At 59.7% G+C, this 22,805-nt stretch carries 19 protein-coding genes; 3 read left to right on the top strand and 16 right to left on the bottom strand.

What is annotated here, in order from left to right:
- Positions 1-51 precede the first annotated feature (51 nt).
- Genes VB618_RS04800 through VB618_RS04775 form a run of 6 tightly spaced genes read right to left on the bottom strand, consistent with a single transcriptional unit; the run spans position 52 to position 7,673 of the window.
- Positions 52-321, bottom strand: coding sequence for a hypothetical protein (locus VB618_RS04800; RefSeq protein WP_329795416.1), 270 nt, complete (start codon positions 319-321; stop codon positions 52-54).
- Positions 318-2,312 carry a chemotaxis protein CheA gene (locus VB618_RS04795; protein ID WP_329795415.1) on the bottom strand — a complete coding sequence of 665 codons (1,995 nt, stop codon included), beginning with the start codon at positions 2,310-2,312 and terminating at the stop codon, positions 318-320. Before VB618_RS04795 ends, VB618_RS04800 begins: the two co-directional genes overlap by 4 nt.
- The gene (locus VB618_RS04790; RefSeq protein ID WP_329795414.1) at positions 2,305-3,192 is read right to left on the bottom strand and encodes a CheR family methyltransferase; all 888 of its coding nucleotides are present in this window, start codon (positions 3,190-3,192) and stop codon (positions 2,305-2,307) included. Before VB618_RS04790 ends, VB618_RS04795 begins: the two co-directional genes overlap by 8 nt.
- Positions 3,189-4,289 carry a chemotaxis-specific protein-glutamate methyltransferase CheB gene (gene cheB / locus VB618_RS04785; protein WP_329795413.1) on the bottom strand — a complete coding sequence of 367 codons (1,101 nt, stop codon included), beginning with the start codon at positions 4,287-4,289 and terminating at the stop codon, positions 3,189-3,191. The genes VB618_RS04790 and cheB overlap by 4 nt, the downstream gene beginning before the upstream one ends.
- The gene (locus VB618_RS04780) at positions 4,286-5,725 is read right to left on the bottom strand and encodes a chemotaxis protein CheW (RefSeq protein WP_329795412.1); all 1,440 of its coding nucleotides are present in this window, start codon (positions 5,723-5,725) and stop codon (positions 4,286-4,288) included. The genes cheB and VB618_RS04780 overlap by 4 nt, the downstream gene beginning before the upstream one ends.
- Positions 5,726-5,729: 4 nt before the next feature.
- Positions 5,730-7,673 (bottom strand): methyl-accepting chemotaxis protein, encoded by a 1,944-nt coding sequence (locus tag VB618_RS04775; RefSeq protein WP_329795411.1) that lies wholly within the window; start codon positions 7,671-7,673, stop codon positions 5,730-5,732.
- A gap of 523 nt (positions 7,674-8,196) precedes the next feature.
- Here VB618_RS04775 and VB618_RS04770 point away from each other — a divergent pair.
- Both VB618_RS04770 and VB618_RS04765 read left to right on the top strand, forming a co-directional pair.
- Complete coding sequence (locus VB618_RS04770) at positions 8,197-8,343, top strand: hypothetical protein (protein ID WP_329795410.1); 147 nt, start codon at positions 8,197-8,199, stop codon at positions 8,341-8,343.
- A 793-nt stretch (positions 8,344-9,136) separates the two neighbouring features.
- Entirely contained in the window at positions 9,137-9,571 is a 435-nt protein-coding gene (locus VB618_RS04765) for a hypothetical protein (RefSeq protein WP_329795409.1), read from the top strand.
- Between the two features lie 98 nt (positions 9,572-9,669).
- Here VB618_RS04765 and VB618_RS04760 read toward each other — a convergent pair whose 3' ends face one another.
- Complete coding sequence (locus VB618_RS04760; RefSeq protein ID WP_329795408.1) at positions 9,670-10,863, bottom strand: hypothetical protein; 1,194 nt, start codon at positions 10,861-10,863, stop codon at positions 9,670-9,672.
- Between the two features lie 470 nt (positions 10,864-11,333).
- The gene (locus tag VB618_RS04755; protein WP_329795406.1) at positions 11,334-11,561 is read right to left on the bottom strand and encodes a hypothetical protein; all 228 of its coding nucleotides are present in this window, start codon (positions 11,559-11,561) and stop codon (positions 11,334-11,336) included.
- Positions 11,562-12,521: 960 nt separating this feature from the next.
- On the opposite strand from VB618_RS04755, the gene trhA reads away from it, so the two are divergent.
- A complete protein-coding gene (trhA, locus tag VB618_RS04750; RefSeq protein WP_329795405.1) occupies positions 12,522-13,169 on the top strand; it encodes a PAQR family membrane homeostasis protein TrhA in 648 nt (215 codons plus the stop codon).
- A 92-nt stretch (positions 13,170-13,261) separates the two neighbouring features.
- Here trhA and mmsB read toward each other — a convergent pair whose 3' ends face one another.
- The 8 genes from mmsB to ytfQ all read right to left on the bottom strand — a co-directional run bounded on the left by mmsB (position 13,262) and on the right by ytfQ (position 22,725).
- The gene (gene mmsB, locus VB618_RS04745; protein WP_442931693.1) at positions 13,262-14,407 is read right to left on the bottom strand and encodes a multiple monosaccharide ABC transporter permease; all 1,146 of its coding nucleotides are present in this window, start codon (positions 14,405-14,407) and stop codon (positions 13,262-13,264) included.
- A 55-nt stretch (positions 14,408-14,462) separates the two neighbouring features.
- Positions 14,463-15,992, bottom strand: a complete 1,530-nt coding sequence (gene mmsA / locus VB618_RS04740; RefSeq protein WP_329795403.1) for a multiple monosaccharide ABC transporter ATP-binding protein — start codon at positions 15,990-15,992, stop codon at positions 14,463-14,465.
- 92 nt (positions 15,993-16,084) lie between these two features.
- Entirely contained in the window at positions 16,085-17,188 is a 1,104-nt protein-coding gene (gene chvE, locus VB618_RS04735; RefSeq protein ID WP_442931648.1) for a multiple monosaccharide ABC transporter substrate-binding protein, read from the bottom strand.
- Positions 17,189-17,402: 214 nt separating this feature from the next.
- Positions 17,403-18,284 carry a FadR/GntR family transcriptional regulator gene (locus tag VB618_RS04730; protein WP_329795401.1) on the bottom strand — a complete coding sequence of 294 codons (882 nt, stop codon included), beginning with the start codon at positions 18,282-18,284 and terminating at the stop codon, positions 17,403-17,405.
- The gene (gene yjfF / locus VB618_RS04725) at positions 18,191-19,156 is read right to left on the bottom strand and encodes a galactofuranose ABC transporter, permease protein YjfF (RefSeq protein WP_442931646.1); all 966 of its coding nucleotides are present in this window, start codon (positions 19,154-19,156) and stop codon (positions 18,191-18,193) included. Before yjfF ends, VB618_RS04730 begins: the two co-directional genes overlap by 94 nt.
- Positions 19,153-20,157, bottom strand: a complete 1,005-nt coding sequence (gene ytfT / locus VB618_RS04720; RefSeq protein WP_329795400.1) for a galactofuranose ABC transporter, ATP-binding protein YtfT — start codon at positions 20,155-20,157, stop codon at positions 19,153-19,155. Before ytfT ends, yjfF begins: the two co-directional genes overlap by 4 nt.
- A complete protein-coding gene (gene ytfR / locus VB618_RS04715) occupies positions 20,158-21,666 on the bottom strand; it encodes a galactofuranose ABC transporter, ATP-binding protein YtfR (protein WP_329795399.1) in 1,509 nt (502 codons plus the stop codon).
- A gap of 96 nt (positions 21,667-21,762) precedes the next feature.
- A complete protein-coding gene (gene ytfQ, locus VB618_RS04710; protein ID WP_329795398.1) occupies positions 21,763-22,725 on the bottom strand; it encodes a galactofuranose ABC transporter, galactofuranose-binding protein YtfQ in 963 nt (320 codons plus the stop codon).
- Between the last annotated feature and the right edge of the window lie 80 nt (positions 22,726-22,805).

Raw genomic sequence — 22,805 nt, 5'->3', positions numbered from 1 at the left:
GGAGGAAGGCTGTAAGCTTCTTTTAGTGTATGCCGGGAGAATGACAACTGCTCAGCCCTCATGGGGTGCCATGCCGAGCGGGTCTGCCTCCGACAAAACCGGGGTAAGCCACTCTCGGATGAAGGCATCCCTGGCACTCCCCTTGAGGGCCGGTCTCATGGCCATCAGGATCTGAAGAACGGCCGCGTGAAGATGTTCGGCTCCAGACAGGTCGACGATGAGGCCTCTGTCCGCCTGAAGCCAGGCAAGCAAGGGCTCCGCGTCCTCGACGCGGCAAGCCCCTTCCAGAACGATGACATTGCCGTCACGGCGCGCGCTCATCCGAGCAGCTCCGGGGTATCGAGAATCATGAGGACGCTGCCATCGCCGAGCAGGGTCGTGCCCATCACACCGGGGGCACCGGCCAAAATCCCAGTCATGGGTCGCATCAGAACATCCATTCTCTCGGCAAATTCGTCTACGGCAATCCCAACCAGTTCGTCACCCACCTCCATCACCACCACCTTCATGCCTGACCGCGGCTCTGCCGGACGCGGAATGTCCAGCAGGTCGGCAAGCCTGACAAAAGGCAGTGTCCGGTCACGCAGAACGAAGGCTTCGGCATCCCGGACAGGAAGGATGCGGGAGGCAGGCACGAAAGCGGCCTCGACGATTCCATCGAGGGGAATGCCATAGAGCTCGCGACCGACCCTGACCGCCATCACCCTTGTCATGACCACCGTCAGAGGCAGGGAAAGGCGAATCGTTGTGCCGCGGCCTTGTGTGCTTCGAACACTGGCCTGACCACCCAGGCTCTCCACAGCAAAGCGCACGGCATCCATGCCGACACCCCGGCCCGACAGATCTGTCACCTCCGATGCCGTTGAGAAGCCCGGGGCAAAGATCAGCTCAATCACCTCGGCATCACTCATGCACTCGAGATCATCTGCGGAGGAAACTCCACGCTCGCGAGCCACCCGCCGGATTGCAGCCGGGTCGATGCCGCGACCGTCATCCTCGACCTCCACCATGACCCGTTCGCCAATGCGACGGGCCCGGAGCACGATCCTGGTTCTTGTAGGCTTTCCGGCCTCCTGACGTACATGTTCAGGTTCGGCGCCATGACCGACGGCATTGCGGAGCACATGGAGCAAAGGCTCGAACAAGCCCTCCACGACTGCCTTGTCGGCCTCCACGTCCTCCCCTTCCATGGAGAAGTCGATAGCCTTACCCAGATGACCTGCGATATCGCGCACGACGCGGGGAAACCGCCGGAAGATGTCCCGCATAGGCATCATGCGTACATCCATGACGGCCCTGTGCATTTCGGCCACGAGACGGTCGATGGCAGCCTGACTCGCAAGCAGCCCGTGGGCAAAATCCTTCCTGTCCAACCCGTCGGCCGCAAGGCCTGCCAGGTGCGCCAGGGCGTTCTTGGCAACGACCATCTCACCGACAAGGTCTGCCAATCGGTCGATCCGTGCCGCATCGACGCGAAGCATTCGCGCGCTGGCTCCTCCGGTCGTGCCTGCCGCCGGTCCGGCAAACTGATGTCCGGCTTCTGCCACGTGAGCATGATCGCCTGGACTCTGGGCGATCTCATGAATTTTTACCTGATCCGGGACGAAGCGGAAGGCAGCCTTCACAGCATCAAGCCCTGCACTGGAAAGCACCTCTATCCTGAGATTGCAGGCGAAGGGATCGATCTCCGCCGCAGGGGGCCACGGATCCCGGGTCGCGAGGCGGACAGCCACGAGATCCGGCACTGAGCGCAGGAGCGCAATCGGATCATCGCCGGCGAAGAAGCAATCGGCGCGCGGCGTGTACCGGACCGCCACGAGAGGTTTATCCTGCTCCCTCGAGGGAGTCGAAACATCGCTCCGGGCCATCAGTTCGCCGACCCACCCCAGATCGGCCTCAGGAATTGCCGGAGCCACACTGGTGGACCCATTATCAAGCTGAGAACGCATAAGGCGCGCCAGACGGTAGCCTTCCTCGGCAGCATCTGAAGGCAGCTTACCCGTCTGCTCGATCGTTCCAGCCCAACGCTCTGTTTGATCGATACAGTCGAGAAGGCTGTCGATCACGTCGCTATCGATATGTCCCTGGCCTGCCCTGAGGGCGCCCAGCAGATCCTCGGCAGCATGGAGAGCAAGCCCCATCGGCGCGAAGTCGAACAGGCCAACCGATCCCTTGAGCGTGTGAACGGCCCGAAAGGCGCTGTCCAGGTGCATAGTCCCGGAAGGATCGCGCTCCAGAGCCAGAAGGTCATCCGTGGCCTGCTGGATCAGCTCGTGTGCCTCGACGATGAAGTGCTGAAGAAGATCATCCATCGCGGTCACTTCCCGGCCGCTGGTAGACGATCGCATCCTCGAAGCGGCGAAGGTCGAACCGTTTCGAGATCCGGGTCATCGACTCGGTATGGCCGAGGCAAATGTAACCTCCCGGATGTAGGGCGTCGTAGAGGCCGTTGACCGCCAGGAGGCGGGAGGCATCGTCAAAATAGATCAGGACATTTCGGCAGAAGATGACATCGAACCGACCCTGCTTCGCAACGGACGCCGCGTCGATGAGATTGGCCGACGTGAGTTTCACCGACTCCCGCAGATCCTGGATCAGCTGACGCTGTCCATCACAGGCTGGTTCAAAGTAGCGCGCGACAACATCCGGAGACAAGCGCGAAAGGGCACGCTCGCCATAATGTCCGGCCTGCCCCTCCAGCAGCACCCGCGTATCGATGTCGGAGCCGACGATCTCGATGTTGTAGGCGTCGACCAGAGGCCAATTCTCGAGGAGCCAGATGGCAATTGAATAGGGCTCCTCGCCAGACGAGCAGGGCACTGACCAGATGCGCACGAGATCACCCGGCTTCCTGTTCTGCACGATGCCCGGCAGGAGCGAGCGGCTTAGACACCGCAGCTGGTGCTCCTCGCGGTAGAAATAGGTTTCATTGACCGTGAAGCTGTTGATCAGGTGCTCGACTTCGCTCTCGTCGGATTCGAGATGGGCGAAATAGGCAGGGAAAGGCAGCACCCTGGTCGTCGCCATGCGGTCGGCGACACGCCTTTCGATGTAATAGCGCTTGCTTTCTCCGAAGATCATTCCGGTGCGGCGATAGAGGAACGTGCAGAGATGACGCAGTTCATCGGCAGAGAGAGCGCGCGCCTTTCTGGTGCTGGCGGCCTTGTCCGTCGCCCCGGGAGGTCTCCTCATGAGCGCCCGACCATGCTCAGGATCCGATCGACAATCTGCTCCAGGGGTGCGACGACGTCCGCGCCACCACGGCGAACCAGTTCGCCGGGCATGCCCCAGACAACCGCACTCTCTTCTGCCTCCGCAATCGTTCGGCCGCCGCTCTCGTGGAGCCTCGCCATGGTCTCGGCTCCATCACTCCCCATCCCGGTCATCAGCACGCCGATCAGGCTTCCGGGTGCAAAGTGCTGCATGGCGCTGTCGACCAGCCGATCAACGCTTGGATGCCAGCGATGCTCCGGCAGCGAGGGAGCGGCCATCACCACAGGACCATCCGGTCGAACACTGATGATGACGTCAGCGTCCCCCTTGCCGATATAGACATTGCCCGGTGCGAGCGGCATCGCATGGGTCACTTCTGTCACCGTAAGGGCGCACAGCTTGTCGAGCCGGCGTGCCAAGGGGCCCGTAAACGAGCCCGGCATGTGCTGAGCCACCACAATCGGCCAAGGAAAGTCTGCAGGCAACCGGGACAGCAGAGCATCAAGTGCCGGCGGACCTCCGGTGGAGGTTCCGATCAACACAATTCCAAGCGCTGGCGCAGCCTTGATCTCTCGCATCGTCGGTGCGGAAGGCGCGCGCATTCGTGGCGCTGCAACCGGCGCCTGGCGTGCCAGACCACTGCGCATTCGGACCCGTTCAGCCAATCTCAGACTGCTCGGCAGACGGGCCTTCAATGCCGCCCGGACCCTCTCGATGAGTTGGGGGGCGAGGGTTTCCATCTCGAGAGAGACCGCACGATCAGGCTTTGTAATGAAGTCGACGGCCCCAAGCCCGAAGGCTTCCAGCGTGACGCTCGCACCTGCCTCTGTGAGGGATGAGACCATCACCACCGGGCATGGCTTCTCCAGCATGATCCTGTCGAGGCAGGCAAGGCCATCCATCTCGGGCATGTTCACATCAAGCGTGATCACGTCCGGCTTGAATGCGCTCAGCTGCTCCAGGGCCTCGACGCCGTTGCGGGCGAAGGCGATCTCGAAATCTCCCTCGTCCGTGAAGACGTTGCCGAGGAGACGTCGCATCAGGGGGGAGTCATCAACAATCAGCAGCCGGATCACGAAGCGGGTCGCTCTGCATCATCGCCCAATGCTGCGAGCAGATCCCTCTCTGCCCTGTCCAGCAGTTCGCGTGGATTGAGCAGGAGGATCATTCTCCCTGCTATCTCTATATTGGCAATGCGATCAATCACCTGACTCCCGTCTGCAGCCAGATCGGGCGTCGGGCGAAGCTGGATCTGGGGGATTTTGAGCACCTCCGACACGCCGTCGACAATGAAGCCTGCGTGCATGTGGTCAATCCTGACGACGATAATGCGTTCCCGTCGCTTCTCACCCTGCCCTTCGAACTGGAACCGGCGGCGCTGGTCGATGACCGGAACGACACGGCCCCGCAAATTCATGACGCCGTCGATGAAGGCAGGAGCCTTGGGCAGCCGCGTCAGCGCGTCCGGGACGCGCACCACCTCGTTGACGGCCGCGATGGGCAGACCGTATTCCTCGCCGCCGAGCTGAAAGACGATGAATTGCTCGTCGGCTGTCGAGAGCCCGTCGGCTGCGCCCATGTCGTGGCTATCCTCCCTTTGAGCCGAAATCTGCTCCACTAATGCCTGATCGCGGAATAGATGCTCAGTCGACAAGATCGAGACCAGCCGCTGCCCGCCCTCAAGTCGGCAGATGCCTTGGATCTGGGCCTCAGCGTCTCCCCGGGTCAGGATGGTCGGGACGGGATCGATCGTATGAGATGGGACGCGGAGAATCTCCCGCATCCTATCGATGGCAAGGCCCACCAGCCCCTGCTCGATCCGCGCCACCACAACACGGGATCTGCCGTTCCCCAGCCCGTCTGCCTGAAGCCCAAGGAGCCCGTGAAGTGAAACCAGAGGCAGCAGACGTCGGCGAAGGGTCATAACGCCGAGCATCAACGCATCCGTCTGCGGAACCGCCGTAATGCCATCGGGAAGAGCCACCACCTCATGGACTGACGTGAGGGGGAGCGCGAAATCCTGGCCTGCCACGGCAAAGCACACGAGGGCGATTTCGTCCCGGTCCGCAGCGGACTGCTCCCGAATTGCTTGAGGGGAGAGGAACTGTTTGTGCTGCCCCCGGCGGCTGAATCCGCCGAAGTCTCTGGCTAGCAGTGCATCCAGATCAATCTGCCGTGTCGGCTCGCTGCTGTCGACAGCATCATCCGTCGCTATTCCCAGCGACGCGACCCTATCAATCACAAGTCCGACAGGAGCGCCGCGATCAATCACGACGACGCGCGCATTTGAGGAGGGGCTGCCGTCACGCCCGAGAAGTCTATGCAGCGACACCACCGACATGACTGCACCTCGCAGGTTAGCCACTCCGAGCAGACTTGGAGGACCGAGCGGGACGCGGGTCACAGCCGGAGGCCGTATCACCTCGGCAACATCGGAAGCAGGCAGGGCGAAGCGCTCGTCTCCCACATGCACCGTTAGGAACGACTGCTCGACAGCCGAAGGGACCGTCACGGTCTTACGACTCCACCATCTGGAGTTCATCAGCCAGAGAAGCGATCTCCTCGATGGCAGCTGCCAAGTCCTCGGCTCCTCGCGCCTGCTGGCGTGCCGCGGTAGCGGCCTGCGCCGCGGCACTTCCGGCTTCCTCGGCGACAGCCGCAACCTGCTCTGCGCCAAGCCTAATTTCGCGTATGGCGGTCATAATCGTCTCCGAGCCTGACAGGATGGCGACGCTGCCCTGACGGAGTGCGCTGACATCGGCTTCCACGGCTCCCACTCTCTCGGCCACCAAGGTGTTCTTGGCAGATTCCGCCTCGGCCATAGCGGCGCTCTGCTCCAGATCGCGCCGGACGATGGTAATCTGGTCGCGGATTTGGCGTACGACATCCTTGATGCGGTCGGCATTTTCGGAGGCATCGCGAGCCAGGTTGCGAATATCCCCCGACACGATCGCAAAGCCACGCCCTGCTTCACCGGCCCGTGCGGCCTCGATGGAGCCGCTCACGGCCAGCATGTTGGTCTGCACTGCTACGAGAGCGATGCCATCAACGATCTTCTCGATCCGTCTGCTGGACTCGTCCAGGCCACCCATTAATCCGATAACCGCCCGGGTCTCACGCAACCCATCTTCAACCCCTGAGGCCAATCGCATGGTCGTGGTGCGATTGGACTCCAGGTCGGTCGCCAGGGTTCCGATGCGCTCGACGGCTGCGGTGGCGACCTCCCGCGAGGAGGTCGTTACGCGATCGATCTGCTGCATGGCCACGTTGGCTTGGTGCGTGGCCGCAGCCTGTATCTGGGCACCCCGGTTGATCTGATCGACAGCCGTCATGATCTCACCGGCCGCTCCCGAGATCTCCTGAATGGCCGCCGACAGTTCCTCGGCGGCCGATCCGACCTGCTCGGCGCTGGATGATCCTGCGGTATTTGCCTGTAGATCATCCGCCAGAGCAGCAAGCGCCTGTGCGGTCTGCTGGCTCTGGTCCAACGCCACACTCTGCTGCTGCACAGCCCGCTGGGCTTCGGCTGCTGCTGCTGCCTGCTCCTCGGCGGCGCTGGCGACCTGCTCGGCCCCACGTTGCGCCTCGCGGATGGCAGCCTCGGCCTCGACGGCAGCAACGAGAATGGATTGGCTGCCCTCAGCCAGGAGCGCGACATCGGTTCGGATCTTGTCCAGAGCCGCGACCACCGCGCGCCCGATCTGAGCCTCGCCGGTCGCGGCTTCGGCTGCCGTCCGGATCCTCTCAGCAACGGACCGCACCTCGCGGACAATGCCTTCCGCCAGGGTCTGGATGTCCTGCGCACTTCTCTCTGAGGTGCCGGCGAGAGCCCGGACCTCATCGGCCACGACGGCAAAGCCGCGTCCGTTCTCCCCGGCTCTGGCCGCCTCGATGGCTGCATTCAAGGCAAGAAGGTTGGTCTGGTCGGAAACATCGCCGACCACCCGTGTGATCTCGCCGATCTCGGTCGCCTGCTTTTCGAGGAGAGAGACAATGTCCACCATGGCCCTCTGGCGTGCCGCGTTGGTTCCGACAGCGACAACGGAGGCGTCGATCTGGGCTCCGGTCTCAATCAGCAAGGACTGGAGGCTGGTGGTTTTGGCCCGCGCAGCCTTGGCATGTGTCCGGGCCTCGGAAAACGAGGTACCCAAACTCACGATCGCCGAGAGCGACTGCTGGGAGGCACCGGCCGCCTCTTCCGCTCCGGTGGCGATCTGCTCCATGGCGCGCCGCAACTCCTCGGCGGCCGACGACGCCTCCGCTACCCCGCTCGCCAGTTCCTCGGTAGCGACACCGATACGCTCCGCGGCCTTCTGTTGCCGAGCCCTGATGCGCTCAAGGGTTCGGCGCTGGGACGCCGCTCCTGGCGTGGGGGCTTGAGCGCCCTGGGGAGTTCCCTCATCGCTTAGCGGCCGTAAGCCACCCCTGTCCGACAGTGCGGACGTCTTGACCAATGCCATCGGGATCCCTTGAGATTTATCAGAGAGTGTCAGGCCGCACCGCCTCGACCAACCAAGCCAACTGCTGGTTTAATCGAAATGAGCGAAGAAAGCTTATGTTTTATAGGCCTCTATACTCTCCAAGCAAGGCGCCGGGTGGATTGCTCTCCGACATAGGAGCGGCAGGGTACTCCGTGGTCTCCCAGGACCTGTTGTTCGGTAGCCTTGCCTCTTAAGAGACCGGGTTAGGTCAATAGCCGATATTGGAGTTCTATGACGAAGGTCTGCTTTCTGATTAAGACCAGAACCTGGGGGAGTTCTAGTCAGACCCATTTGGGATTGGTGGCCTAATCCCTTACGGCTCTTGGATAATACCTACCTGACAGGCCTTGCAGATCGCTGATGTTCCGCTTCTTGATAACCGACATTCAGGCCATTGAGCGGCCAAGCTCCGGAAACACTCATACACAGTTTGTGAAGGAATAGCCCGACGGTTGCCTGCGTTTGCCAGCCATGCATTCGCACTCAAACGCAGGATAGGCTCATGACCCTCGGCCAGGACTCACAGGATATCAATTCGAAGCAGATCGATGGCTCCCACACTGGCCCCTCCCTCGGGCGGGCTTCGATCCTCTTCGTTACCTCCGTCAGTTCCTTAATCGGGGCGAGCCTCTTGCTCGCCAGCATCTGACAAGATAGCGCCAGAACATCCCTACCCTCTGGAGCAGGAGGCCTCATTATGGGCAAAATCGGAACTGACCATACAGTGGAGCTCGTGGCTCGAGCGATTTACGAAGCTGAGCAACACGCACGCTCATGGGACAACGGGTCTGCTACGAGCAAAGAGCGCTCCAGAGAGTATGCTCGGAATGCGATCAGGCTGCTGAATGACGATATTGGTGTTCTTCTGTTCGCGTTGAATGAAGCTGCAGCAAAACATTCTTCGAGAGGCTCGGAAGCGGTGACCTAAATCCGAGGCTGACGCGAAGGCGTCAACGCAGAGCCACGACCGAACCTGCAGCATTGAGCCGGCACCCAACGCGGGACTGGCGAACCTGACGTGCATTCGCACGGGCATACACGATGCTGACCTGGAGAGGAGCCATGACCCCGCCATCCGGCAGACGGCTTGTCCGCCCAGCGCCTGCCGCATCCACCCGGATGGCTCCAAAGCGAAGTGCTGCTGCTGCGATGGAAGTGCGACATACCTCGACAATCTGGCCTGAAACGCCGTTTCGCGGAGTACGCGCGTCAACCGAGCCTCCCCTCTCCGCATCAGAGGGTTCAAAACGAGGGATAAGTGACGATGGCAGGCTCAACTCGGCCGAGCTCGCGCGAGTTGGGAGCGATGCCGTTGCTGCCGGTACATTTCTTGAGGCCCTCGCATTTGGCGCAGCCTGCACGCCCACACCCCTGGCTTCCCGATTGTCGATACCCCTGACGCTGGCGGATCCTCCTTGTGCACGGCCAGTGCTTCCGTTGTCTTGGCTGCTGGCTCCTCCGGCAGTTCCGCCGCCGATATTGTTTCCCTGGCTGCCACGGCCCTCAGCGCCCCCTCCGCTCTTGCCGTTGCCTCCCCCATGGCCTCCGTTACTGTGCCCCCCGTTACCGTGAGCGGCACCGCTGCTTCTCCCGCTATCTTGATCGCTGCGTCCACCACTGCCGGTGTTGCCGCCAGCACCACTGTTTCCGCCACGGTCGCTATTGGCGTTGCCACTGCTGTTACCGTTGCCGCCACTGTTTCCACTGCCATCGCTGTTTCCTTGACCCTGGCCACCACCGTTTCCATTCCCTTGGCTGTTCCCACCGTCTTTACCCCCGTTGCCATTGCCGTGCCCCCCGCCATTCCCACCGCCGCTTCCTCCACCATTGCCTCCGCCGTTGCCCTCATTCTTGGCGACGACAGGATGAGCGGCTAACAACGCAGCGATGACGATTGAAGTGAGAGGTATCCGGAGCATGGCTCCTCCTGATGTAGGGGTTCCTGTGACCACTGAGACTGAAGGCCGACGAGATTTCACCAAAGCCTGCTGTCAGGCAGTAAATCACTCGGCAGGTTAAGAGCGCCAGGGTCGCGCAGCTTGTGAGTGTCATGAACAAGCAGTCGAGACTGCTGACTTGCTCCTTGCGAAGGCTTTCCAACTGACCGCACACTTTGGTTTCCTGGCTCGTGTCGCGGTTTCGTCAGTCTTGATGCGTCGGGCTCAAGCGTGCGAACGGAAGCTGCCGCGGTCTTGTTGACTGGTCTGGTCGGCGGTTTGACCCCAGTATTCAAGAGAACTTGACGAGGTTTTTCGATCAGCGCCCTCTCACTTTTGTCCGATCGAACACTTTGGAGCGGAACTGGTCTTTGCTTGTGAGATGAGGTCGTGCTTGTCCCAGTAGGCAGAGGGAGCTTGGAGACTCGCTCTGCTGGATGGGCATCTCTAGGGTTACTTGAAGAGGGCTCATCAACAATCTGGTCGTCTTTTGCCCGCCGTTGGCTGTTGATCTCTGTCCCGTCATTATCCCGCACAGTGACAGCAGCCAGCTGACGTTGCACAGCGTCCAGTTGCTCAAGCGCAGAAACAGCTCTCACCTTCTCGCTCTCTGCTGCTGTCTTGTCTTTAAGGATCTCTGTGCTCAGAATCGCCAGTTCCTCCTGCAAGGCGGCCACCCTCAAACGTGCACTTTCCGCCGATTTCTTCTGCTCAACCTCCGGGCTTGAGCGCTCGGTCATCTGCTTTGCATGCGCCTCTGCATCCGCGAGCTGCTCTCGGAGAACCAGGACCTCCTCCCGCTTTTCCCGCATGTCATTCAGTTGCTCCTGGAGGGAGACGACCTGCAGTTGCGCAGCAGTGGCGCTGCTTCGCTCCCTCTCAAAAGCTGCCTGGAGTGCAAGAAGCCTGACCTCACCACCTGCAGCAACCTCTTCGGAGCCTTGCGACGCGAGCAGGGGCAGGCGCTGCCATTCCTGCGCTGGCGAGGAATACAAGTTGAGCGGAGTGCGGCTGGCAACCTCAGCGTTGTTCGGAGCGGGCTGAATATCGGCCACATCCGGCAAGTGACCTCCTGTTTCACGCCGCCCATCTGCAAAACTTGGCAATAGATATGCCGTGGCGCCTCCCGCCATCAGAGCACCAACCATGCCCCACCACTTCTTGCCGAAGGCAAACTGGGCGAACCTTCCCTCGTGCCCCATTCTAGAACGCCGAAATATCTGCCGGATCATAGGCGTCTCTCTGTTATCTAGTCGTCAGCCCAGCAATGGATAATAAAAAGGGCGACCCGCCATCTCGGTATGAAAATTCTCGCTTCGATTACTTCGCCTAGGTAGTCACCTAATACGGGACTGCATTGTGGCTTCGTCATGTACCCTTATTGGGAATTCTGAACGATGATACCTTTGAGCTTACCAGTGCCCATAAGGAGGGCCAGGATCCCGAGCACAGAATCTAAAGACTGTAGTGTCAACCGGCTTTACTCTCGGCGTGATGCTTTGAGGCGGAAGACATTCCGTCAGATATGGCGATGGCAGAAGAGCCCTTTCACTGGATCCGCACGACGCAGCAAACACGCCTTCACATTCGTCAGCGCGAGCCCAACCAGCAGAGGCGCGACCTGCGAGGCGCAGGCGACTCACCTGTAGTATCCGGGCATCTTCATGCGCCATATTCACAACCTGATAGGATGATTTTCTTTCTACGGGGCTTTCTCAACATTCGGAGGCGCAGGACGCGGCATCCAGTGGGTTGCGTCATCCACGTCGATGTAATCGCGCAGATGAATGTCGTAGAAGACGAACGCACCCTGAGGAAAATCAGGGCCGTGATGCCAGAACACGTCGATGTAGCGGATCCCATTCTCTGTCCATACATCGAGCCTGGATCCGTCCCGAGGCGCGGTCTCTAGCGGCCGCCACTCGCACATTGATGGCCTCCTGAAAAGGAAAGAGCTTCAGTTTGGGTCAACCCACAACATCCCAACCATGGCTTCGTTATAGCGACAGCTGGCTCTCAAAGAGACAGGACGCAAGAACGATACTTTATAGGTATGGCTGGAACCAAGGTAAGCTTTGCATTATTTCGAGGGCACGGCCAGTTGTTGGGGAAGGGTGAGCACGCACGTGACCGGCGGATTAGAAAGCGATGCTCGAGCTTTGATGCCCATGAGGGATCGACGAAGCCCTCTGCATTCGCCCAGAACGAAACCTTTTTTTCGACGCCGGTGAGAGAGCTGCGCTTAGAACCTCGCTTAAGCTCTGGAGTCCCTCCTGAAGGGACTTAAGGCGCGTTAGCAACTCGGCATCTGACATTCTGGCGGCTGATCCATTAACGTTCAAGGGCTGCTGCTCGCCCGTGGCTTGGCGGATGATCGCCAATGCAGTCCGCCCGATCCCCGGAACAGCTAACCAGCTTCTATCACAGATCCGGTCGACCTCTCGAACAGTAGGCCTGCGTCCTTTGAATTCGCGCAGGATGGCAATCCTCACCCAGGATGGAACGATATCCAGCGGGAATAACTTGTGCTCATGCATCTCAGATCTCCGCACACCCCAACGACGCTCAATAAGTCAAAGACCAATCGAGGCAAAGGCGCGACGAGAGTTAGACTGATTTGAGATCTTGCATCGCCATATACAGAAGAGCTCAGCCTCCCTCCTTATGCTTCAGCGTCTGCATAACCATGGTTAGCACGCAGGCCGAGAGAATTTCCATAAGCATGCAATCATCTTTCGGGATTACTCTATACTGAATCCACTCTCCCAATTTCAGGGCCTCGCCTTGAAGCGATTCAAAATAGATCTAAATACCCGCAGAATGTTGTCGCATTTACATTTCGTAAGCTGAGTTAGTATTATGCGATCACCCTACCGTAAAGGACGCAAATTTGAGATGGGACTACGATAAGCAGGAGGTGATCGCGGATGGCATTGTACATGCTGTAGGCGTGACAGTCGGAACTGTCTCCATCATTTCCTTACTCATCATGGCCGCCCCATCCGTTGGAGTGTGGGAGTTCACCTCCATTCTGGTCTATGGCATCGGCTTACTGACTGTTCTCACCGTATCGGCGCTCTATAACCTCTGGCCGGTCTCGCCCATCAAATGGATGCTGCGGCGGTTTGACCATTCAGCCATCTACCTCCTGATCGCGGGCACCTACACCCCGTTCATCACCCAGGTGAAGACAAGCACGGTGTCTCTGGCGCTCCTGATTGGCGTGTGGCTAACGTCCGCAGTGGGCATCGCACTCAAACTCCGCTTTCCCGGCCGCTTCGATCGTCTCTCGATTGTGCTCTACCTGCTCCTGAGCTGGAGCGGCGTCATGGCCTATGAATCCGTTTTTGGTGCGCTCACCACGTCTACTCTCTGGCTTCTGGCCGTCGGAGGCATCATCTACACGGCTGGTGTCGTTTTCCATCTCTGGGAGAATTTACGCTTTCAGAACGCGATCTGGCATGGCTTCGTTCTCGTTGCGGCCGCCTGTCACTATGGGGCGGTGCTCGACAGCTTGGTACTTGCACGGTCCTGGTAAAGCACATTCCTGGGCGCAGCCACTATAAGCTCTATCAACATGAAGGCTGTGCAACAGTGCGATTTGCTCAGCGCCTCGTTCCTAGCACTAGCTCACTTCTTCCTGTTGTAAACGTCCAAAGAGACAGCCGCGAGCAGCACGAGGCCTTTGATAACCTGCTGGTAGTCGATACCGACGCCCAGGATCGACATGCCATTGTTCATGACGCCCATCACGAAGGCACCGATGACGGCACCCGTCACCTTGCCCACGCCCCCGGTGGCCGAGGCGCCGCCGATGAAAACGGCCGCGATCACGTCGAGCTCGAAGCCAAGGCCAGCCTTCGGCGTGGCCGTGTTGAGACGTGCCGCGAAGATCAGGCCCGCAAGACCTGCCAGCACGCCCATGTTGACGAAGGTGAGGAAAGTCAGGCGCTCTGTCTTGATGCCTGAGAGCTTCGCCGCCTTTTCGTTGCCACCCAGCGCATAGACCCGTCGGCCGATCGTGGTGCGGTTGGTCACGAAGGCATAAAGTGCGATCAGCACCGCCATGATCACAAGAACATTCGGCAATCCGCGATAGGTCGCCATGAGATAGCAGAACGCAATCATGAGAACGGCAAGCAAGCCGTTCTTGAAGAGAAAAAGGCCGAAGGGCGCTGCCTCGACTGCATGCTTGAGTTGATTGGCTCGGCTGCGGAAGCTGAAATAGATGATCGCTGCAACACTTGCGATGCCTAGGAATAGAGCCGTGTAGTTGAACCCCTGGCCACCAAGGGCATCAGGGATGAAGCCGGAGCTCAGGCGCTGGAATACCACCGGGAAAGGCCCCACCGACATGCCGCCGAGAAGCGCCAGGGTCAACCCTTTGAAGACGAGCATGCCCGCGAGCGTCACGATGAAGGAGGGAACCTTGAAATAAGCTACCCAATAGCCCTGCGCCGCACCGATGAGACCACCCACAATCAGGCAGGCGATGGTGGTCGTCACGGGATCAAAGCCCCACCGCACCATCATCATGGCCGCCAAGCCGCCGACGAAGCCGACGACAGAGCCGACTGAAAGGTCGATATGCCCCGCCACGATCACGAGCAGCATGCCGAGCGCCATAATGACGATGTAGCTGTTTTGCAGGACAAGGTTGGTAAGATTGAGGGGGCGCAGGAGCGTGCCGTTGGTCACCACCTGGAAGAACAGCATGATGACCAGAAGCGACAGCAGCATCCCGTAATCACGGAAATGAGTCTTGATGAAATCCATCCACGAGGTCTTCGCCTGAGAAACGTGAAGCTCGTCAGCGGTTCTCGTGTCCATCTCAGCGCCTCCCCGATTTCACGATAGCATGCATGATCTTTTCCTGAGATGCCTCGGCAATGTCGAGCTCGGCGATCAGGGAGCCCTCGTTCATCACGTAGATCCTGTCGCACATGCCGAGCAATTCCGGCATCTCCGAGGATATCATGAGGACACCCTTACCGGCATCGGCCAGCTTGTTGATGATCGTATAGATTTCGTACTTCGCGCCTACGTCGATACCCCGGGTCGGCTCGTCGAGAATGAGGATCTCCGGATCGGAGAAGAGCCACTTGCTCAAAACGACCTTCTGCTGATTGCCGCCCGACAGATTCACCGCCTCCTGAAAGACGCTGGGGCTCCGGATGCGCATCTTGGTGCGATAGTCGTTGGCGACCGCCAGTTCTCGGATATCATCGATGATGAGCCTCTTTGAGACGCCATCGAGATTAGCGAGGGTAATATTCTTGCGGATGTCCTCGGCCAAAACCAAGCCGTAGGTCTTGCGGTCCTCGGTGGCATAGGCGATTCTGTTGGAGACCGCCTTCTCCACCGTGCTCACATCGATCTCTTGGCCGTGCAGCATCACGCGTCCGGAGATGTTCTGACCGTAGCTGCGGCCAAATAAACTCATGGCGAACTCGGTTCGCCCAGCTCCCATCAGCCCGGCGATACCGACAATCTCGCCGCGCCGGATGTTCAGGTTGACGTTCTTGACCATCTGCACATGGGTGTGGATCGGGTGGTAGGCGGACCAGTTCTCGACTTGCAGGATAGTCTCGCCGATCTTCGGATCACGCTTCGGGTACCGGTCCTCCATGGTGCGCCCCACCATGCCGCGGATGATGCGATCCTCACTGACAGTTTCCGCCCGGCAGTCGAGCGTCTCGACCGTGCCGCCATCCCGAAGGACCGTGATGGCATCGGCAACCTTCGAAATCTCATTGAGCTTGTGCGAGATCAGGATCGAGGAAATGCCTTGAGCCTTGAACTGCAGGAGCAGGTTCAGGAGCGCGTCGCTGTCCTTCTCATTCAGGCTGGCGGTCGGCTCATCGAGGATGAGAAGCTTTACCTTCTTGGAGAGCGCCTTGGCGATCTCGACAAGCTGCTGCTTGCCGACACCGAGATTTGTGACGAGCGTCTCGGGAGATTCGTTAAGGCCTACGACCTTGAGCAGTTGCTTCGTCCGCGCGAATGCCGCTGACCAGTCGATGACGCCGTATCTCGCCTGCTCATTGCCGAGGAAGATGTTCTCTGCAACGGACAGAAGCGGCACCAGCGCCAACTCCTGGTGGATGATGATGATGCCGAGCGCCTCGCTGTCGGCGATTCCCTTGAAGCGCCTTTCGCTGCCCTCGTAGATGATCGATCCTGAATAGGAGCCGTGCGGATAGACACCGCTCAGGACCTTCATGAGCGTGGACTTGCCGGCGCCATTCTCACCCACTAATGCGTGGATCTCGCCGGCCTTGACGGTGATGTTGACATCGTCGAGCGCTTTCACGCCCGGAAACGTCTTGGTGATCCCCCGCATTTCAAGGATCGCATTCATCGCATGACCTCAAGCCGCACCGGACGGGCAGTCTCTCCAGCAACGAGGAAGGACCCCACGCGAATGCGCAGGGTCCACTTGCATTAAGCCAGTTACTTGAACTCGGTTTCCTTATAATAGCCGCTACCGACCAGAACTTCCTTCCAGTTCGAAGCATCGACACTGACCGGCTTCAGCAGGTAGGCCGGCACGGTCTTCACACCGTTCTCATAGGTTTTGGTGTCGTTGACTTCTGGCTGTTTGCCCGAGAGCACTGCATCGACCATGTTGACCGTAACCTTGGCGAGCTCACGGGTATCCTTGAACACCGTCGAGGTCTGCTCCTTAGCAAGGATCGACTTGATCGAGGGCACCTCGGCATCCTGGCCGGTGATCACCGGCATCGGCTGCTTCGGCGTGCCATAACCCACGCCCTTGAGTGAGGAGATGATGCCGATGCTCAGGCCATCATAGGGCGATAGCACCGCATCGACCCGCTTGTCAGTGTAGTAGGCGGAGAGCAGATTATCCATGCGGGACTGGGCGACCGCGCCGTCCCAACGTAGGGTGGAGACCTTGTCCATGCCGGTCTGCCCACTGACGACCTTGAGCTTGCCGCTCTTGATGTAGGGATCGAGAACGGACATGGCGCCGTTGTAAAAGAAGAAGGCGTTGTTGTCGTCCGGCGAGCCGCCGAACAGCTCGATGTTAAACGGGCCCTTGCCATCCTTCAGGCCGAGCGCCTTCTCGATATATCCGCCTTGAAGGACGCCAACCTGGAAGTTGTCGAAGGTGGCGTAGTAGTCGACATTCTTGGAGTTACGGATCAAGCGATCATAGGCAATAACCTTGATGCCCTTATCGGCAGCCTGCTGCAGCGCGTCGGACAGTGTCGTGCCATCGATCGCCGCAATCACCAGCACCTTGGAGCCCTTGGTGATCATGTTCTCGACTTGGGAGAGCTGGTTCGGGATATCGTCGTCCGCATATTGCAGGTCGACGTTGTAGCCCTTCTCCTTCAGCACCTTGACCATGTTATTGCCGTCGTCGATCCAACGTGCGGACGACTTCGTGGGCATGGCCACGCCGACAGTACCCTTATCCTGCGCCTGTGCGGCACCAAGCAGGCCGAAGGCTCCGAGAGCCAGAGCCGCCACTGTGGTGGTAAATGTCTTCAAGGTCGTTCTCCCTCTTGTCCATGCTCGGGCTTTCGTCATGACGCCCGACACAAATCGGCACCCACCACTCAAGAGCTTTTCGTCAGTTGCAGCCATGGCCTGAGCCGAACCAGCTGCCTGATCTTGTTATCGGCAGGTGCCGCTTTGGTGCAGCCCTGCTCTTCTGTTGCTTGACCGAGTGTTCATTCGATCCGGTCAAGAATAAATCATACTATAAGACTTACTTCTACAACAAACATGCCATCCGTTCGCGTCAATCAGCTCCCGTAAAGGCATGGATCTGGATCTTAGCCAGTGCACTCTCGGCATGCTTGATTTGGACCCTCTCCGCCGCCTGCATAATGAGTGCGGCCATGGCGTTGCTCGCGGCGGGCGAGTTTCGCCTCTCAATGGCATCGAAGACGGCTTGATGCTGTCGCATCACCTCCCTGAAGCGGTCGTCACTCGATACCGGGGAGCTGATCGTGAACGATGTGGCCAGTGCCGCACCGATGACAGAACCGATCGACTGCAGAAAGGGATTGCCAGAAGCCTCCAGGATGGCCTGGTGGAAGGCCAGATCGGCTTTCGTGAAACCCTGCCGGTTGCTCTCGCACCCATACATGCCCTGAAGAGCCTTGTGCATCACTTTAAGCTGCTCCGGCGTCCGCCGCAGGGCTGCTGTTGCGCAGGCAAGCGGCTCAAGCATCTGCCGGATCTCGAACAGCCATCCGAGGAAGCGAGCATCGACGCCCATCTCCAGATGCCATTCGAGGATGTCGGCATCGAACATGTTCCAGTTGTTACGATCCAGAACTTTGGTGCCAACCTTCGTCTTAGACTCGATCAGGCCTTTCGCGGCCAAGGTCTTCAACGCTTCCCGGAGGGCCGTGCGCGAAACCCCGAAGAGCTCCATCAATTCTACGTCGCCCGGCAAGATGCTTCCGATAGGAAAGCGGCCCTGCATAATGTTCTGACCGATCCCATGGGTGACGAGATCATGGGCCGACCGGGCTCTTGAAGGCCTCTGGAATCCGCTCACTAACACCATGGCCTGTTCTCTCATTTGGACCGGGATCGAACAGATGCCGCCGACAATCCCCGCTGCAAGACAATGAATGCGAACAGGAGAGCACCAATGGCAATTTTCGTCCACCAGGAACTCAGGGTCCCCTCGAAGGTAATGTAGGTCTGGATCAATCCCTGGATCAGCACGCCGACAAGGGTGCCGATAATCGTTCCATAGCCACCCGTCAGCAACGTGCCGCCGATGACCACCGCCGCGATAGTGTCGAGCTCGACTCCGGTTGCGGCCAGGGAATAGCCTGCGGATGTGTAGAAGGAAAAGACAATTCCCGCCAGGGCGGCAAGGAGGCTCGACAGCATGTAGATCCGGACTGTCGTCTTCCCTACGGGAATGCCCATCAGTTCGGCGGACGTTCTGTTGCCGCCCAGAGCATAAACATTGGCACCGAAGCGTGTGAAGTGGGCTAGGACAATGCCGGCCGCGAAGGTCAGCAGCATAACGATGGCGATGAAGGTCAGTCGCCCCCCGCCCGGAAGCGCGAAAGCAATGTCGGTAATATGGCCGTAGGCTGGAGCATTGATCGGGATCGAGTCCGTGGTGAGCACGAAGCAGAGGCCACGAGCCAGGAACATGCCCGCCAACGTCACGATGAAGGCCGGAATCTGGAAGGCGTGGATCAGGAAGCCCATACCGGCTCCAAAGAGCGCTGCAAGGCCGAGGATGAGGACAAAGGCCAAGTATGGGTTAAGGCCGTATCGCTCGATGGCGACTGCCAGGAACACGCCCGTGAAGGCGATCACCGAGCCGACCGACAAATCGATACCGCCGGACAGGATCACGAAAGTCATGCCAACCGCCACGATACCGAGAAAGGCATTGTCCGTTAGGAGATTGCCGATCACCCGCGTCGAGGCGAAGCTCGGAAACTGAGCGAGGCAGATCAGGTATCCGACGATGAAGACGGCAAGCGTGATGAGAACCGGGAGATGGCGCCTGATCATGCTTTTGCTTTCCACACGGAACGGATAGCCGACAGAACCGGCGACTGGGCGAGCAGCACGGCTAGCACCACGATGGCTTTCACGATAAGATTGTACTCGGGAGGGTAGCCGCTCAGCAGGATGCCGGTGTTCATGGCCTGGATGATGAGCGCACCGACAACCGCGAGGCCAAGGCTGAAGCGCCCGCCGAACAGGGAGGTTCCGCCGATCACCACGGCGAGGATGGCGTCAAGCTCAAGCCACAAGCCTGCGTTGTTGGCATCAGCCCCACGGATATCGGCGGTGACGATCAGACCCGCAATGGCCGCACAGAGGCTGCACCACATATAGACTGAAATGGTAACCGCCTTGGTGCCGATCCCTGCATAAGCGCTCGACCGGGTATTGGCCCCAATGGACTCGATGAAGAGCCCAAGCGCCGTGTAACGGACCACGAGATGGGTCACGAGCAGCATCACGAGGGCGATGACAACCGGCATCGGCATCATCAGGAACGATCCCCCGCCGATCACGGCAAAACCTTCGCTCACGAAGGTGATAATCTGACCCTCCGTGATGAGCTGCGCGAAGCCTCGCCCGGCCACCATCAGGATCAGGGTCGCCACGAACGGCTGAATCTCAAGGACAGCGACGAGGATGCCGTTCCATAAACCACAGAGGAGCCCGACACCGGCAGCCGCCGCGAATGCGACAGGAAGCGGATAGCCCTGCGCTGTCAGAGTCGCGGCCACCGCACCTGCAATCGCCATGACGGCACCGACGGAGAGATCGATCCCTCGTGTGGCGATGACGAGAGTCATGCCCAAGGCGAGGATGGCGACGGGCGCGCCCCTGTTCAGCACGTCGATAAGACTGCCGAACAGACGGCCGTCCTGCAGGCGCAGGGCGAAGAAGTCGCGGAAGACGAGCCAGTTGACGATAAGAACGATCAGGAGCGCTACAACCTGCGGCAGCCCCTTGGGTAAAGTGCGTGGAGCAATGGCCTGGATCATGCCGCTCATTCAATGGCTCGCGATGGTTGTCATGATGGTATCGGCACTCACCTCGTCTCCTGAAAGCTCGCGTACATGCCGACGATCCCGCAGCACAACCACGCGGTCGCTGTAGGAGGCGATCTCTTCGAGTTCCGAGGAGATCACGAGGAGCGCAAGCCCTTCCTCGCACAGCCGCTCGATCAGGCGGATGATCTCGGCATGAGCTCCCACATCGATCCCGCGTGTCGGCTCGTCGAGGATCAGGAAGCGGGGTTCGGTGGCAAGCCAGCGGGCCAGCAATGCCTTCTGTTGGTTGCCGCCGGAGAGAAGACCGATCGGCTTTTCCGCATCCGGTGTGCGGATATCGAGAAGTTTGATGAAACGACTTGCGATTTCATCCTGCTTGGCTCTCGGGATCTTATGCAGCCATCCACGCTGCGCCTGCAGTGCCAGGATGATGTTCTCGCGGATCGAGAGCTCTGCGACGATGCCCTCCGTCTTGCGATCCTCGGGCGTAAAGCCGAAGCGCAATCGCGCGGCATCGCGTGGGGACGCGAGACGAACAGCCTTGCCGTCGACGAAGGCCTGCCCGCTGTCCGCCCGTTCGATGCCGAAAGCCAGCTTGGCAGTCTCTGTCCGGCCGGAGCCGAGGAGACCGGCCAGCCCCACCACCTCACCGGGGCGCAGAGCCAAATCGAACGGCTCGATCAGACGGCTCTTGCCGTAGTTCCTGAAAGCGACGAGCGGCTCTCCCGTAACGGCAGGACGCTGGTTGCGGTGGAGAGCCTCGGCGGCAAGTTCACGGCCCAGCATCATGGACACGAGTTCGATCCGCGGCAAATCGGCTATAGGGCGGGAGCCCACAAGGCGCCCGTTGCGGAGAACGGTGATGCGGTCGCAGACGGCATAGACCTGCTCTAGGAAATGCGTGACGAACACGATTCCGATGCCACGGCTCTTCAAGCGCTTCAGAATCCCGAAAAGCGTCTCGACCTCCTGGGCATCGAGGCTTGCGGTCGGCTCGTCGAGGATCAGGACCTTGGCCGAGAGATCGACCGCACGGGCAATCGCAACAATCTGCTGAATGGCGACGGAATAGCTGCTCAAAGGATTGGCGACATCGATGACGAGGCCATAGCCTGTGAGCAATTCGACGGCGCGGCGGCGCATCTCGCCGGTTCGCACGAGGCCGAAGCGGTGCGGCTGACGGCCGATGAAAAGATTTTCCGCCACGGAGAGGTTCGGCAGAAGGTTGACCTCCTGGTAGACGGTGCCGATCCCTAAGGAGAGCGCATCGGCAGGATCGCGCGCTGTCACCTCCTGCCCCTCGAGACGGATGGTGCCGGCATCACGCCTGAACACACCCGTGAGCACCTTGATCAAGGTCGACTTGCCAGCCCCGTTCTCCCCGAGCAGGCCGTGGATCTCTCCGGCATGGAGAGTGAAATCGACCTGATCGAGTGCTTGTACACCCGGGAACCCTTTCGCCAGCCCTCTGATCTCAAGAAGCTGAGGCTGCTCTCTCGATGGCTGCATCACGTCCTCGCCCGGCCATGCGCAAAACCGCCGAAGCCCGGCGGGGTCAAACAGGCAGCAGGCAGAACCCGCCTGCTGCCATTGTAGCTTAAGATCTCAGTAGAGATCCTTGCGCTTGTCATACTCCGCCTTCGCCGTCTCAGGCGTATAGACCTTGGACTCCGTCTGGATCCACTTCGGCGGCTGCTTGCCATCCTTCTTGAAGGCCATCAGGGCGTCGAGGGCCGGGCCTGCCATGTTGGGGGTCAGCTCGACGGTCACGTTGGCCTCACCGTCGGCCATGGCCTTGAAGATATCGGGCACGGCATCGATGGACACGACCTTGATGTCCTTGCCGGGCTTCAGGCCCGCTTCCTTGATGGCCTGGATGGCGCCGATCGCCATGTCGTCGTTGTGCGCATAGACGGCGCAGATGTTCTTGCCGCCACCCTCGGCCTTGATGAAGCTTTCCATGACTTCCTTGCCCTTGGTGCGAGTGAAGTCGCCGGATTGGGTGCGGACGATCTTCATGCCGGGATTGGCGGCAACGACCTGATCGAATCCCTTCTTGCGGTTGATCGCCGGGCTCGATCCGACAGTGCCCTGCAGTTCCACCACGTTGCACTTGCCGCCTGTCTCCTTCGCCAGCCACTCGCCGGCGACCTTGCCCTCATACACGGTGTCGGAGGTTACGGCCGTCAGATAGAGCGAATCATCCTTGGTTTCGATGGACCGGTCGAGCAGGACCACGGGGATCTTGGCGTCCTTGGCCTCTTTGAGAACCGCATCCCAGCCTGTCGACACGACCGGCGCAATGAAGATCCCATCGACGCCCTGCGCGATGAAGGACCGGACAGCTCGGATCTGGTTTTCCTGCTTCTGCTGCGCGTCGGAGATCTTCAGGTCGACGCCGCGCTTGTCGGCCTCGATCTTGGAGACCTTGGTCTCGGCAGCGCGCCAGCCGGATTCCGATCCGACCTGCGAGAATCCGATGGTCAGTTTGGACTGGGCGTAAGCGGCACCCGAGGACAGCATCAGTGCAGCCATGCCGATTGTCGTCAGAAGATGACGGGCCTTCATGCGTTCTCTCCCTAAATTTGTCGTTGCTCTTCGACTTTAGCAGCCTTAACAGCTGCCTATTAGTAGTATTATATGAATTA

It is taken from the genome of Microvirga sp. CF3062, from assembly GCF_036314045.1.
GTDB lineage: Bacteria > Pseudomonadota > Alphaproteobacteria > Rhizobiales > Beijerinckiaceae > Microvirga.
The sequence above is the reverse complement of the archived record's forward strand: the minus strand, read 5'-3'. Positions and strand labels throughout refer to the sequence as shown.

What these genes read in the sequence shown, in the direction of transcription:
- VB618_RS04800 (WP_329795416.1), bottom strand. Translation starts at nt 321, where the DNA reads ATGAGCGCGCGCCGTGACGGCAATGTCATCGTTCTGGAAGGGGCTTGC.
- VB618_RS04795 (WP_329795415.1), bottom strand. Translation starts at nt 2,312, where the DNA reads ATGGATGATCTTCTTCAGCACTTCATCGTCGAGGCACACGAGCTGATC.
- VB618_RS04790 (WP_329795414.1), bottom strand. Translation starts at nt 3,192, where the DNA reads ATGAGGAGACCTCCCGGGGCGACGGACAAGGCCGCCAGCACCAGAAAG.
- VB618_RS04775 (WP_329795411.1), bottom strand. Translation starts at nt 7,673, where the DNA reads ATGGCATTGGTCAAGACGTCCGCACTGTCGGACAGGGGTGGCTTACGG.
- VB618_RS04770 (WP_329795410.1), top strand. Translation starts at nt 8,197, where the DNA reads ATGACCCTCGGCCAGGACTCACAGGATATCAATTCGAAGCAGATCGAT.
- VB618_RS04760 (WP_329795408.1), bottom strand. Translation starts at nt 10,863, where the DNA reads ATGATCCGGCAGATATTTCGGCGTTCTAGAATGGGGCACGAGGGAAGG.
- VB618_RS04755 (WP_329795406.1), bottom strand. Translation starts at nt 11,561, where the DNA reads ATGTGCGAGTGGCGGCCGCTAGAGACCGCGCCTCGGGACGGATCCAGG.
- mmsB (WP_442931693.1), bottom strand. Translation starts at nt 14,407, where the DNA reads ATGGATTTCATCAAGACTCATTTCCGTGATTACGGGATGCTGCTGTCG.
- mmsA (WP_329795403.1), bottom strand. Translation starts at nt 15,992, where the DNA reads ATGAATGCGATCCTTGAAATGCGGGGGATCACCAAGACGTTTCCGGGC.
- chvE (WP_442931648.1), bottom strand. Translation starts at nt 17,188, where the DNA reads ATGACGAAAGCCCGAGCATGGACAAGAGGGAGAACGACCTTGAAGACA.
- yjfF (WP_442931646.1), bottom strand. Translation starts at nt 19,156, where the DNA reads ATGATCAGGCGCCATCTCCCGGTTCTCATCACGCTTGCCGTCTTCATC.
- ytfT (WP_329795400.1), bottom strand. Translation starts at nt 20,157, where the DNA reads ATGAGCGGCATGATCCAGGCCATTGCTCCACGCACTTTACCCAAGGGG.
- ytfR (WP_329795399.1), bottom strand. Translation starts at nt 21,666, where the DNA reads ATGCAGCCATCGAGAGAGCAGCCTCAGCTTCTTGAGATCAGAGGGCTG.
- ytfQ (WP_329795398.1), bottom strand. Translation starts at nt 22,725, where the DNA reads ATGAAGGCCCGTCATCTTCTGACGACAATCGGCATGGCTGCACTGATG.